We start from the raw sequence: 13,375 nt of genomic DNA, 5'->3' as shown, positions 1-13,375 counted from the left end.
TTATTTGGTATGTAAAAATTGTATAAAAGCCAATACCGAATCGTTGATCTTATCAAAAACCAATGATGGCATTATACCCAATGTCAGGGCGATGATGGCCAGTGGGGCAAGGGTAAGTTTCTCCCGCAGGTTTAAATCTGTAAGCGCGGTCTTCCAAACGGCCCCGCCTTTTAATGATTCTTTACCTAAGAACATGCGTTGCAGTGTCCATAAAAAGTAGGCCGCGCCAAACAGTATGCCCAGCGTTCCAAAAACGGCCATCCAATAAGGTAATAAACCATTTTCTGAATGCGATTTAAATACGCCGGCTAATGTAAACGCCTCTGCAACAAATGCCGAAAAGCCCGGCAGCCCCAACGAGGCGAAAAACGCGATCATGACAAAGGCCGTATATTTTGGCATCAGGGTAGCCAGGCCACGGAAATGGTAAATATCCCTATCGTGCACCCGGTTGTAGATAACCCCTACCAGGAAAAACAGCATGGTTGATAAAAAGCCGTGGCTCACCATCTGCATTACTGCGCCACTTACGCCCTCGGCAGTTTGCGAGGCGATGCCCAGCAGCACAAAGCCCATATGCGATACTGAGGAATAAGCGATCATCCGTTTCAGATCGCGCTGGGCAAGGGCATTGAACGCGCCATATAAAATAGAAATAACGCCAAGTAAGCCCAGCCAGAACGCATGCGCCGTAGCAACCTCGGGGAAGATGCCTATACAGATGCGGATAATACCGTAGCCACCTATTTTTAACAGGATACCGGCCAGGATAATAGATACCGGCGTAGGTGCCTCCACGTGCGCATCCGGCAGCCAGGTGTGTAAGGGCACTACAGGCACTTTAATAGCAAAGGCGATAAACAATACCACAAAACCCACGGTGCGCGCAGGCATGCCCAAAATGGGTTGGTGGCTTGCCAGTGAAAATACCGAACCTACATTGAAGTTGGCCGGGTTCATCATCTGCACCATGTTAAAAGTATGGTTCCCGGTGGCCGGGTCGGTAACCGAGAGGTATAAACCCACCATCACCAATAACATAAATACCGAACCAAAGAGGGTATACAAAAAGAATTTGATGGAAGCATACTCGCGCCTTGCACCGCCCCACATCCCGATCAGGAAGTATAGCGGTAGCAGCATCAGCTCATAAAACATGTAAAACAAGAAGAAATCCAGCGCGCAAAACACACCGATAACGGCCATATCCAGCAATAAAAACAACAGGAAAAAACCTTTAAGGTTGCTCTTGATTTCCCAGCAGGCCAATGTTGCTATTACCAATACCAGCGATGTCATGACCAGCAGGGTGATGGAAATGCCATCTATCCCCACAAAATAATCAATCTGCATTTTGCCAAGGCTGCCCAGGTTAAGGCTTATCCAGGGTAGTTTTTGTACAAACTGAAATTGTTCTTCGTGGTTAATACCTCCAAAACCGGCGCCTGTTTTAAAGTTAAGGTACATCCAGATGCTGATGCCCAGCTGGATCAAAGTAGCGCCAAGGGTAATATATTTAAAGCTGTTACGCATGCTTGATGGCAACAGCATAATGATAATGCCAAACAGTACAGGTATAAATATGAGTAGCGTTAATATATTCATCAGGTTTATATCAGTATTTTTAAAATAAACAGCAGCAGCACAATGGCCAGCATGCTAAACAAATAATATTGCACCTTACCCCCCTGGAATTTACGTGCAAAATTGCCAATACTTTGTACAATGGCCGCCACCAGGTGCAAAAATCCGTCGACAATATATTTATCGGCCCAGGCGGCAAAGCTTGCAACACATCTGCTCATAGTGGCAAGCAGGTGGATGAAGCCATCAATAATATTTTTATCAAACCAGTACAGGAATTTACCCAAACCCAACACCGGTTTTACGAATACACGCTTATATATTTTATCGAAATACCATTGGTTGTAGGATAAGCGGTACAAGAGCCCGGTTTGCGGGAATGCAAAACTGCTTTGCTTTATATAGATGGCATAAGCAGCGTAAATGACCAGTAGGCTGAAAATATTTACCAGCGCCGGGATGGTAAGGTGATAAATGCTCTCGAACTTGCTGATCGGCGAAATATTGGTTCCTTGAAATAACCAGCTTTTTTGGTAAGAAAACGGGGTAAACGAGAACAGCGGAAAAAAGCAGCAAACTGCCAAAAGTACCAAAGGCAGTTTGTATTGCCAGCCACCATCTGCCATATGAAACTTTAAGTTCGGGTAGGTTTTGCTCAGCCTGAATTCGCCAAAGAAAACTTTGAAGATCAGCCGGGCCACATAGAAAGCCGTAAGCCAGCTGGTTAATAGCGCCATGATCGGGATTATCTTAAACCAGGCAGCTTTGCCGTCGCTCCATTCAAAAGCCTGGATCAGGATACCATCTTTAGATAGATAGCCCGATGTAAGCGGCAAGCCTATCAACGCCAAACCACCAATAAGGGCGACGACGAAAGTTAGCGGCAATTTTTTTCGCAGGCCACCCATTAACGAAATATCCTGCGGATCGATATCAAGGTTGTTTTCTTCTTTAACATGCTGCATTTCGTGGATCACGATACCGGCCACCAGGAAAAGCAAACATTTAAAAAAAGCATGCGTAGCCAAATGGAACAGCGACGATGAGTAAGCACCTACCCCCATACCCAAAACCATAAAGCCTAATTGTGATATGGTAGAATATGCCAGCACCCGTTTTAAATCATTTTGCGTAAGCGCAATGGTAGCCGCCATAAAAGCAGTAAAGCAACCAATGCAGGCGAGTATGGTAAGCTCTGTTTGAGTAAACATTGGATATACCCTGCCTAACAGGAACACACCTGCCGCAACCATAGTAGCAGCGTGTATTAACGCCGATACCGATGTTGGCCCTTCCATAGCATCGGGCAGCCAGGTGTGCAATGGAAACTGTGCCGATTTAGCAGCGACTGCTAAAACGATACCTGCGACGGCGATGTATTGCCAGATGGCTGGCAGTGACCCCGAGGCCCCACCGGATAGCCATATCGACCCGTAAGACGTTGGCAGCAAATCGGGCTGTATAGCCCATTGCCCATCCCTTATGGCAGAAATACTGAGCATGCCCTGATGCCCAAACAACGCATTAATATCAAAAGTGCCATAAACGGTAAACAGGATAATAATAGCGCTTAGCAAGCCAATATCACCTATCCTATTCATGATAAAGGCTTTTTTATTGGCCTGTACCGCTTTATCTTTTGTAAACCAAAAACCGATTAAAAGGTACGATGAAAAGCCCACCAGTTCCCAGAAAGCGTAAAACAGCACCAGGTTATCCACCACTACCAAAGCCAGCATGCTGAAACAGAAGAAGCTGAGGTAGGTAAAGTAGCGGCTATACCTGTCATCATGCTTCATATACGCCGTAGAGTAAATATGCACCGGCAATGCAATAACCGACACCAGCAATAACATCAAAGCCGATAAATTATTGAGCAGAAGGCCCGCATAAACTTTAGTATGCCCAATAGTAAACCAAACCTGCTTTACATGTACCTGCGGATTATTCCATACCCCGGCGAATACTTTGGCCGCCAAAACACAGCTCAACAAAATAGCCACGGCAGATACCCAACCCGCAACCTTGCTTTTTACCGGCAGGCAAAAGTTTACCAAAGCAGCAAGCAAGGGCAACGCTACCGCTGCGAGGGTGCAGGCGATGAGGGTGAGATTGGTATGGGATAGTTGGTTAATCAATCTTTTTAGTTGTTATAGATAATACCTTGGGTTTCCAACCTGCGGCGTTTGGTGCTCTCGGAGAAAAATCAACCTTTACAATATCATCTACAGATAATTTATAAAGAAGATTGATACCATCTTTTGTCAGTTGCCTATATTCAATACCATTTACAGTATTCATATAAACGATATTGCTGTCATTAAAGTGATTAATCTGGAGAAAGGCATTGTATTCTTGTGAAAACTGGCTTAACTTTTTCTGATAGCTATCAATTGCAGCACGTTTAGTTAAAACTACAACTAATCCATTTTTAGGTACTGTGTTAAATATTTCAGCGACTTTAATCTTACCAATGCTATCCCGACTAAATATATCCCCGGCTTGCAGACCATTTAGATTCTTATCAGAAATTAATCCATCCAAAATATATAAAATGCTGTCGTTGGCGGGTAATTTTTGTTTGGCTAACTTTTTGATTAAACCATGATTATACTGTTTAGTATAAATATTCAAAACACAATTGTCGGCTCGGCTACCATAAACTGCTAAAGCTGCTACACCTGTAAATACTTGAATTGACGCTATATTTTTAGGGTCGAGGTTTTTAATATCTGCACTATAAAGTTTGTCATTCACTACTATTAATGTTTTGTAGAAATTACGTTTCGTACTGGCGCAGATTAATCTATCGACATTTTTTGTAGAATCAGCAGGCACCCTCTGGGCAGACGCTAATCCAGCTAAGAAACTTAATGGAAAAAAAAGCAAAATTATCATCACCAACCTTCTCATCATTAATCCCTCAAATTATTAATCTTACCCGGATCAATAGTTTTATACTTCCTATACACGTTCAAAATAATAGCCAGCGCAACCGCAGTTGTGGCCGCAGCCAGTACAATGGCAAACAGGGCGAAAACCTGGCCGCTGTTGTTGGCAGCATCATGTTTACCAAAGGCAACCAGGTTTAATATGGCGGCATTTAATATCAGTTCGATGCCGATCAATATCTGGATGGCGTTACGTTTGGATACGATCATGTACAGGCCGATGCAAAACAGCATTACACTCACAATCAAAAAATCGGTTAAGGTAATCATGCGTCGGCCTCCTTACGTGACAGGTGTGCTGCGCCAACCAGCGCCATCAATAGTAAAATGGAAATAGCCTCAAAAGGCAGCAGGTAGCGGGTCATTAAGTTAACACCAATATTATCAATCATCACCGCGTTTGGGGTAATGGTATTATTATTGGCGATGGAATCCTTTACCCAGCCCAGGTTATCTACATCAGCCTTTAAGGCTACGTTAATCATCACGATAAAAAACAAGGCAGCAAGTAGTATTGCGGGCAATTTGCCTATGCTGAAGAATTTACCTTTTTGTTGCTGCAAAACATCCAACGTTTCTTTACCGGATAGCATAAAAGCAAATAATATAAGTACCAATATTCCGCCTACATAGATCACCACCTGCGTAACAGCCACAAAATCGGCCAGGGCCAAAACGTACAGGCCGGCCAGGGCAAACAGGGTGACAAAAAATACAAATATGCTGCGCACCAAATTGGTGGTTGATGCCGCATAAAGCGCCGAACCCACCGCTATAAAACTCATCAAATAAAACAGCACACGGACTAAGCTCATGCCCCGCCCTCCTTTTTTTGCATGGCGGCGAGTTTGGCAGCTTGCTTTTCGGCCTGTTGCTTATCAAACAAGGCACGTTTTTCGGCAGCAACTTCGGGTGGCATGTCCGAGAATTCGTAAACCAGGTCACTCAGTTCAAAAACGGTTTTATCATATTGGTTGGTCATTACAATGCACTCGGTTGGGCACACGATGGTGCACAGGCCGCAGTACATGCATTTGGCCATATCAATATCAAACTTAGCTGCGTAAAGCCGTTTGGTGGTGCCATCAGATGTTTGGCCAATGGCTTCCGTAGCTTTTATGGCTTCAATATCAATACAATCTACGGGGCATACTTTGGCGCATAAATCGCACACAATGCAATCGTCCATCTCCACATCCAGCTGGTACCGGCCAATTTCGGGCACCGGCAATTGCTGCGTGGGGTACTGGATGGTGTTGGTGCCTTTTTCCAGTTGTTTAAAGTAGTTACTATCACTTACGGTTGTTATCTTCCGCGCAGAATTATTGGCAAACAAGTGCTTCACGGTAAGGCTTAAACCTTTCCATGCCGTTGTAAAACCGTTGATTAACTTAGTTAACAAATCTAATACTGTTGAAATTCTAAACTCTAAATTCTAAACTCTAAATTCTAAAAAAATCGTCTGAACCGGGATTTATCAGATTAAGGGATTTACCCGATTTTGACTTTTCGATGTCCGAAATTGCTTTGTTCCTTTTACCTTTCGCCTTTAACCTTTCATCCCAAATTACATCAGCCACACTCTCCATACACCCGATATCAGCACACATAAAAATGCCAGCGGGGTGAGTACTTTCCAGCAAAGGTTCATCAGTTGATCTACCCGGAAACGGGGCAGTGTCCACCTGATCCACATTTGGATGGCTACCAACCCTAAAGTTTTTAGGCTTACCCATAAAATGCCCCACCACATGCCGGTTGTCCATGTTGCCAAATGCACCGGGCCCATATTTGGTAACGGTGTATTCCAGGCGCCTAAAAAAAGGATCACCCCTATCATGCTCACCAAAAACATCATCGAATATTCGGCCAAAAAAACCAGCGCGAACCGGATGCCTGTAAACTCGGTATGGAAACCTGCCACCAGCTCTGATTCCGCTTCGGGAATATCAAAGGGCGCGCGGTTACTTTCGGCCAATGAGGCTATAAAATAAATTACAAAAGCGATGATGAGATGTGGAGCACGGAATATATTCCAGCTCAACAAACCGCCTGTCGTAGTTACATCCCAAAAACCGGCAAATTTTATTTTCTCTGGCGATAACACACCTTGCTGCATGGCCACAGCCTGCAGATCCAATGTTTGAGCGATCATCACTACGGATATAATGGCAAATCCGGCAGGAATTTCGTAAGATATGATTTGCGCGGCGGAGCGCATGGCGCCTAATATTGAATACTTGTTATTTGATCCCCAGCCAGCCATCAGGATCCCCAATGTTTCGATAGAGATAATGGCGAAGATATAGTAGATGCCTAAATTTATTTTTGATGGGATGAGTCCCGGTCCCCAGGGCAGGGCGGCGAAGCCCATATATACCGCTATAAATATTACAGCAGGTGCCAGCATAAACAGCCATTTATCGGCAGCAGCCGGGATAATGAGCTCTTTTTGGATCATCTTCATAATATCGGCCAGGGTTTGTAGCGAGCCGAATTTACCCGTTTCGGTAGGGCCAAGCCTGTCTTGTATAAATGCCGAGATCTTCCGCTCGGCATAAACGCCAAACAACGCAAAAAAGGCCGAAAAACTGAACAACCCTATAGCAACAATAAAATATGTGATATAATAATTCAAGCGCTTTTTTGATGAAGCTGCAAACTTACTAAATGTTGAGTTATTTTAGACGACAAGTTTGGTATATTAAATTGGTTAGCGGTTGATTGGGTGGCATTAGGTTGAATAAGTTGGATTGGGTTGATTAGGTGAGGGGTTGGTTATACACTTAACCGTCATTGCGAGTAATCACCAGCTTGGCTGGAAAAAACAGAAATGACATTGCTGCAAATAGGGCTGTTGTAGAGACGCATAATTGCGTCTCCCGCAGGACATTCAGGATTTGCAAGGTGCGATTGCAAGGCCGATTTGCATGTGTGATTTGCATGCGGGAGACGCAATTATGCGTCTCTACAAAAAAACAATATTGATAATCAATAATTTACAATGATGTCATTATAAGGCACGAAGCAATCTTTGACATGCTTAAGTCCCACATAGTTCGGGATTGCTTCGTACATCGCAATGACGATTGTATTTTACGATTTCGGCTCACCAACCACTCACCTAATCAACCCAATCACTCACTTACACGTAACCAAATCATTGGCCGAAATAAAAGTCGACTTTACCGGCTGCGAGAAAAACAGCGAGGCGTGATGATCAAAATCGGCGGTATCATCTGTGGTGGTGAAAAACTGGTTGGTGCCGTTTTTACTGAGCCTGGCCTCCATTTCGGGGTGGCGTTGCAGGTAATCGACCAGGCTTCTGGCTACAATATCGCCCTGGGCTATCACTTTAACATGGGCAGGCAACAGGGCTTCAATTTTATCCTGAATAATGGGATAGTGCGTACAGGCTAATAAAATGGTATCAATTGCCGGCGACTGTGCCATCACTTCATCAAGATATAACTTTACAAAATAATCGGCACCAGGCTGATCATACTCGCCATTCTCTATCAGCGGTACCCAAAGCGGGCAGGCCTGCTGGTAAACTTTTACATCCGGAAAAAAATTTTGGATCTCGATAAGGTATGAGCCCGACTGTACCGTTCCTTTGGTGCCCAGCACCCCTATTTCCTTGCTTTTGGTATAATTACCAATAATTTCGGCAGTAGGTCTTATAACGCCTAATACGCGTTTTGTAGGGTCGGCGTTTTTTAAATCCTGTTGCTGAATGGTACGCAGCGCTTTAGCTGATGCTGTATTGCAGGCCAGCACTACCAGCGGGCAACCCTGTGCAAACATCCATTGCACACACTCCCAGGTATACTCATGAATGGTTTTAAAAGAGCGGTTGCCATAAGGGGCGCGGGCGTTATCGCCCAGGTAAAGATAATCGTAACCCGGCAGCTGGCCGATGATTGATTTAAAAACCGTAAGGCCCCCAAAGCCCGAATCAAAAATACCTATAGGTTGATTGTGCATATACAAACATAAAAAAAGCGCCCCGTAGTACGGAGCGCTTTTTTATAAATGACTAAAGGTTGATATTATTTTAAACCTAATTTTAATTTTACAGCTGCCATCAAATCGTCAGCATCTGGTGATACCAACAGGCTAACCTGTGATGAATCCAATACATAAGCGTAACCTTTTTCTTTGGCAACAGCTTGTACTGCGGCAGTAGCTTTGTCAAAAAGCGGTTTGCCCAATTCATTCTTTTTAGCTTCAACTTTTTGCTGAGCGTCTGTTTGATAATCAGACATACGTTTTTGCATATCCTGTAACTCTGCACCTTTTTGGCTACGTATAGCATCGGTCATAGTGGCCTGGTTTCTTTGAAAATCAGTGCCTTTTGTAGTGTACTCATTGTTCATGTTGGTAAGTACATCAATAAAGGTTTTCTGGTAAGCCTGGATTTGGGCCGAAACGGTTTTGGTTTCGGGCATAGCATCAATAACCGCATTAAAATTAATATGGCCAATTTTGGTCTGCGCATTGGCAAAGTTGCCGGCAAATATCATTCCTACTGCAACTAAAGCAACTTTAAATAGTTTTTTCATTTTTCTTGTCCTGTGTTTAATAATAGTTTTGTTCTGTTCTTATTTTTATTCAAAAAATTTATTTGGCTAATACACCGGGTTTAAGCCCTAATTTGGTTATCACCTCTGCACTTTTGTCAAACCTTGGGTTTGCGTACAGCATAATTACCTCACTGTTTTTATCAAAAATGATATCTAAATCATTGCTTTCGGCTACAGCCTGTACAGCTTTAGATACTCTATCCTGAATTGGTTTAACCAACGAGGTACTTTTTTGTGAAAGCTCGCCATCAGGTCCGAATTTTTGACGCTGAAAATCCTTGGCTGCTTTTTCCTTATCTACAATTTCGGCCTCGCGGCGTTTCTTCATATCAGCTGTCATCAGCACCTGGTCGGCCTGGTAGGCTTTATATAAACGGTCAATTTCCTGGAAACGGCCATCAACCTCTTTTTGCCATTGATCAGACAAAGCGGCCAGTTGCTTTTGCGATGATGCGTATTCGGGCATATGTTTCAATATATAATCCGAATCTACATATGCAACACGTTGCGCATATGCCCCTGCAAATGCAGTTAACGTTAAAAAGGCTACTAAAATTATCTTTTTCATATATCGCGGTGCAAATTAATTAAATCCGCCGGATAAACTCTGAGAAATTGTAAAATGGAACTGCCCCCTGTTTGCATCAGGCGCACCCGGTATTTTATCAAATCCGTAACCATAATCTAATCCAAGCAAGCCAAATATAGGTAAAAATATCCTTGCACCCACACCTACAGAGCGACGTACGTTAAACGGATTGAACTGGCTAAAATTGTTCCAAACGTTTCCACCCTCGGCAAATGCTAACAAAAATATGGTTGCCGACTGGCTGGCGATAACCGGATGGCGCAGCTCCATGGTGTACTTATTATAGATGGTACTACCTGTATTAGTGTTTTGATTTTCATTTGATCCTTCTGGCACAATTGAGAAGTTTTGGTAACCCCTTAAGCCGATGATCTCGCTACCCTGTAAAAACTGGTAGCTCTGCATACCATCGCCGCCTAATTTAAAGCGCTCAAACGGTGAAGGGCCCACTTCTTTATTATACATACCCAGGAAACCAAACCTTACCTGGCTCATCAGCACAAATTTACCCACAATTTTGTTGAACCATTGCGCGTCGTATTTGAATTTATAGTACTCAACAAAGTGGTAACGCTCCTGCGGGGTAGCTACTTTATAGTTCACGTTGTTAAACATAGAATACGGAGGCGTAGCCTGTACCGTAAATTTAATGTTTGAACCCTGTGTAGGGAATATAGGCGCATCAATAGAGTTACGTGTTAATTCCTGTGTTAATTTGATGTTGAACGATGTACCATTGCTAAACAGGTAACCGGTATAGTTGTCCAGGTTATAGTGGTCAAAGTTTAATGAGTAGTTAAGCTGGAAATAGTTATCCGGCCATTTTAAACGTTTACCCAAAGTAATACCAACACCGTTAATACGCAGGTTATTGTAGTAAGGGCTTGTTTTTGCATAATACTGGCCTGTTGAACTACCTTGTGTATAGGCCGATAAAGCAAAGTAAATTGGCTTTTTACCGCCCAACCATGGCTCACTGAATGTGAACGAGAAGTTTTGATAGGTACGGCCGCTTGACTGGCCTCTTAAGCTTAGCTTTTGTCCATCGCCTTTTGGCAGCGGCTTGTAGGCTTTAAGATTAAAGATATTACGTAACGAGAAATTGTTGAAAGTAAGCCCCAATGTGCCCACCAACTGCCCGCCGCCAAAACCGCCCGAAAGCTCGATCTGGTCTGAAGGTTTTTCAACTACGTTATAAACAATATCTACCGTACCATCCTGCGGATTGATGTTGGTTGGCTTAGGCTCTGTCTTCTGCTCGTCAAAATTACCCAGCTGGCCAATTTCACGCGCACTGCGAATCAGCAACTCTTTATTGAATTTTTGGCCTGGCTTGGTCTGGATTTCGCGCAACACAACCTTATCGTTGGTTACATCATTACCTTTAAGGCTTACACGGTTAATAGTGTATTGCGGGCCTTCGTAGATACGAATATCCAGGTCAACAGTATCATTATAAACCCTTGTTTGTACCGGGTCGGCGTTGAAAGTTAAATAACCATCATTCAGGTAAAGCGATGAAACGTCGTCATTACTTGGTGTTGGGCCGCTTAAGCGTTTGTTTAACTCATCTTCGCTAAACACATCGCCTTTTTTAATGTGCAGGATCCTTTCCAATATATCGGCCGGATACTTGGCATTACCGCTCCACTGTACTTTACCAAAATAGTATTTAGGGCCTTCGTAAACTTTTATTTTTACATTAACTGTTTGATCGTCGTGTTTCCAAACAGAATCGCTTACCAATTCAGCGTCGCGATAGCCCTTGGCCTGCATTTTTTCGATAAGGTTTAACTTATCTTCTTCGTATTTATCCTGTTTAAATTTCTTCGATCCAAAAAGATTATACCAATGTCTTCTGCGGGTTTTGCTTAAATAACCACGCAAATCACCTTGCGAAAAGGCTTTGTTCCCCTCAAAAGTAACGTCGTTAATTTTAACTTTGGTTTTTTTATCAATTTTAACATCCAATATCACACTGTTAGCATCTCCCGGGTCTTTACGCTGGGTCATGGTTACGGTGGTATTTAAAAACCCTTTTTCGTTAAAATGTTTTTTGATAATGGCCGATGTTGTGCTCAGTAAATTTTCGTTTACTATTTTACCAGTTTTATCTGTCAGCTTTTTCTGAACGTCTTCTATTTCGCCTTTACGGATACCTGTAATATGCAGGCGCGACAAACGTGGCCGCTCTACAACAACAATCTCCAGGTAAACGGTATCCATGTTAATTTTGGTGATATTTAACTGTACATCGTCAAATAAACCCTGCTCGTATAATTTCTTTATTACCTCGGCATTACGCTCGCCCGGCAGGTTAATACGATCACCTTTGGTTAGTTTAGATAACAATATCAGGTTGTCTTTATCAAGGTATTTTACGCCACTTACACTAATACCACCAATAATATAATCGCGCGGATTGAGGTAACTTAAACTATCGGCCGGTATCTGTTTGGTGAGCTGTGGCCTTGGCGCATTTGAAACCTGGGCCAGTGCAGCAGTACCAAAAACAGTGAAAAGAATAGCAAAAAGAAATTTATACATTCGAATATTTTAGTGGGCTAAAATTAATTTATACAGTTGTTAAAATTTGTTAAAAGAAAAAATTTAGTTAACCTGCTCACTGGTCTTACCAAAACGGCGTTCGCGTTTTTGATAATCAAGTATAGCTTCGTACAAATCTTCCTTCCTGAAATCGGGCCACAGCTTGGTTGTAAAATACAATTCGGCATAGGCAATTTGCCATAATAAATAGTTGCTTATCCTATACTCGCCGCCGGTACGTATCAATAGTTCGGGGTCGGGCATATCATTGGTAAATAAGTTGCGTTCAAAAACAGCTTCGTCAATATCTTCAATCTCCAGTTCGCCGCTTTTTACCTGCGCTGCTATATTTTTGGCAGCATGTAAAATTTCGCGCCTCGAGCCGTAGCTTAAAGCCAGTGTAAGAATCACTCCGGTGTTATCCTTTGTGGTTTCCATGGCGTTGTTAAGTTCTTTTAAACATTTGGAGGGCAGCAGATCCAGATCGCCAATGGCATTAAGCTTAATGTTGTTTTTCATAAAGCCGGCTATCTCTTTATGGATGGTGCTTACCATCAACTCCATAATGGCCATTACCTCAAACTTAGGGCGGTTCCAGTTTTCAGATGAGAAGGTATATAGTGTGATATATTTTACACCCAGTTTATCGCATCCTTCAACAACATCCCTTACAGATATTACACCATTGTGATGACCAAATACGCGTAATTTGCCTTTTTCTTTGGCCCAGCGTCCATTGCCATCCATAATGATAGCTACGTGCTTAGGTAGTTTCAACAAATCAATCTGATCCAAATATTCCATATTGCTCATTATCAAAAGCCGGTGTTATGGCTATAAAAAAGACATGCTTGTTTTAAATGTCGTCAATGCTATGTCTAATAAATATTTGTTTTTTAGACTAATCCGCTTTTACTAAATCAGCCGTCAACAGCAATAGTTAAATGCCACGTTGCCGGTTTTTTCAGGGTACAAAGGTAAAACTTACTTTGTATTTTTTTAGTATGCCGCAATAAAAGAAAATGTTATTGTAAATAATGTTAATAAATGTCATAAAAAACACATAAATGGCATTTTATACCGCTGTTTATTTTCATTTATAAATCAACAAAACGCAA

The 13,375-nt window shown here is 42.6% G+C and carries 12 protein-coding genes; all 12 read right to left on the bottom strand.

The features are described from left to right. Positions 1-1,605 carry a complex I subunit 4 family protein gene (locus PQ469_RS05630; protein ID WP_274212059.1) on the bottom strand — a complete coding sequence of 535 codons (1,605 nt, stop codon included), beginning with the start codon at positions 1,603-1,605 and terminating at the stop codon, positions 1-3. Between the two features lie 5 nt (positions 1,606-1,610). Next, entirely contained in the window at positions 1,611-3,722 is a 2,112-nt protein-coding gene (gene nuoL / locus PQ469_RS05625) for an NADH-quinone oxidoreductase subunit L (RefSeq protein ID WP_274212058.1), read from the bottom strand. Beyond that, positions 3,715-4,500, bottom strand: coding sequence for a hypothetical protein (locus tag PQ469_RS05620; RefSeq protein WP_274212057.1), 786 nt, complete (start codon positions 4,498-4,500; stop codon positions 3,715-3,717). Before PQ469_RS05620 ends, nuoL begins: the two co-directional genes overlap by 8 nt. Further along, positions 4,500-4,805 carry an NADH-quinone oxidoreductase subunit NuoK gene (nuoK, locus tag PQ469_RS05615; RefSeq protein WP_274212056.1) on the bottom strand — a complete coding sequence of 102 codons (306 nt, stop codon included), beginning with the start codon at positions 4,803-4,805 and terminating at the stop codon, positions 4,500-4,502. Before nuoK ends, PQ469_RS05620 begins: the two co-directional genes overlap by 1 nt. After that, the gene (locus PQ469_RS05610) at positions 4,802-5,350 is read right to left on the bottom strand and encodes an NADH-quinone oxidoreductase subunit J family protein (protein ID WP_274212055.1); all 549 of its coding nucleotides are present in this window, start codon (positions 5,348-5,350) and stop codon (positions 4,802-4,804) included. Before PQ469_RS05610 ends, nuoK begins: the two co-directional genes overlap by 4 nt. Continuing rightward, positions 5,347-5,937: a 4Fe-4S binding protein gene (locus PQ469_RS05605; protein WP_274212054.1), complete on the bottom strand. Its 591-nt coding sequence runs from the start codon at positions 5,935-5,937 to the stop codon at positions 5,347-5,349. The genes PQ469_RS05610 and PQ469_RS05605 overlap by 4 nt, the downstream gene beginning before the upstream one ends. Before the next feature lie 165 nt (positions 5,938-6,102). Then, the gene (locus PQ469_RS05600) at positions 6,103-7,173 is read right to left on the bottom strand and encodes a complex I subunit 1/NuoH family protein (protein ID WP_274212053.1); all 1,071 of its coding nucleotides are present in this window, start codon (positions 7,171-7,173) and stop codon (positions 6,103-6,105) included. 503 nt (positions 7,174-7,676) lie between these two features. Continuing rightward, the gene (murI, locus tag PQ469_RS05595) at positions 7,677-8,522 is read right to left on the bottom strand and encodes a glutamate racemase (protein WP_090651267.1); all 846 of its coding nucleotides are present in this window, start codon (positions 8,520-8,522) and stop codon (positions 7,677-7,679) included. Between the two features lie 65 nt (positions 8,523-8,587). Continuing rightward, positions 8,588-9,100, bottom strand: coding sequence for an OmpH/Skp family outer membrane protein (locus tag PQ469_RS05590; RefSeq protein ID WP_274212052.1), 513 nt, complete (start codon positions 9,098-9,100; stop codon positions 8,588-8,590). Between the two features lie 58 nt (positions 9,101-9,158). Then, positions 9,159-9,689 (bottom strand): OmpH/Skp family outer membrane protein, encoded by a 531-nt coding sequence (locus tag PQ469_RS05585; RefSeq protein WP_090651269.1) that lies wholly within the window; start codon positions 9,687-9,689, stop codon positions 9,159-9,161. A 15-nt stretch (positions 9,690-9,704) separates the two neighbouring features. Further along, positions 9,705-12,257 carry an outer membrane protein assembly factor BamA gene (gene bamA / locus PQ469_RS05580; RefSeq protein ID WP_090651270.1) on the bottom strand — a complete coding sequence of 851 codons (2,553 nt, stop codon included), beginning with the start codon at positions 12,255-12,257 and terminating at the stop codon, positions 9,705-9,707. A gap of 63 nt (positions 12,258-12,320) precedes the next feature. Next, the gene (uppS, locus tag PQ469_RS05575; protein ID WP_090651369.1) at positions 12,321-13,061 is read right to left on the bottom strand and encodes an undecaprenyl pyrophosphate synthase; all 741 of its coding nucleotides are present in this window, start codon (positions 13,059-13,061) and stop codon (positions 12,321-12,323) included. Positions 13,062-13,375 lie beyond the last annotated feature (314 nt).

Origin of the sequence: Mucilaginibacter sp. KACC 22773, assembly GCF_028736215.1 — a bacterium.
Lineage (GTDB): Bacteria > Bacteroidota > Bacteroidia > Sphingobacteriales > Sphingobacteriaceae > Mucilaginibacter.
Note: the sequence above shows the minus strand (reverse complement) of the source record. Positions and strands in the feature narration are given on the sequence as shown.

What these genes read in the sequence shown, in the direction of transcription:
- bamA (WP_090651270.1), bottom strand. Translation starts at nt 12,257, where the DNA reads ATGTATAAATTTCTTTTTGCTATTCTTTTCACTGTTTTTGGTACTGCT.
- murI (WP_090651267.1), bottom strand. Translation starts at nt 8,522, where the DNA reads ATGCACAATCAACCTATAGGTATTTTTGATTCGGGCTTTGGGGGCCTT.
- PQ469_RS05590 (WP_274212052.1), bottom strand. Translation starts at nt 9,100, where the DNA reads ATGAAAAAACTATTTAAAGTTGCTTTAGTTGCAGTAGGAATGATATTT.
- PQ469_RS05610 (WP_274212055.1), bottom strand. Translation starts at nt 5,350, where the DNA reads ATGAGCTTAGTCCGTGTGCTGTTTTATTTGATGAGTTTTATAGCGGTG.
- PQ469_RS05630 (WP_274212059.1), bottom strand. Translation starts at nt 1,605, where the DNA reads ATGAATATATTAACGCTACTCATATTTATACCTGTACTGTTTGGCATT.
- uppS (WP_090651369.1), bottom strand. Translation starts at nt 13,061, where the DNA reads ATGGAATATTTGGATCAGATTGATTTGTTGAAACTACCTAAGCACGTA.
- PQ469_RS05585 (WP_090651269.1), bottom strand. Translation starts at nt 9,689, where the DNA reads ATGAAAAAGATAATTTTAGTAGCCTTTTTAACGTTAACTGCATTTGCA.
- PQ469_RS05620 (WP_274212057.1), bottom strand. Translation starts at nt 4,500, where the DNA reads ATGATGAGAAGGTTGGTGATGATAATTTTGCTTTTTTTTCCATTAAGT.
- nuoK (WP_274212056.1), bottom strand. Translation starts at nt 4,805, where the DNA reads ATGATTACCTTAACCGATTTTTTGATTGTGAGTGTAATGCTGTTTTGC.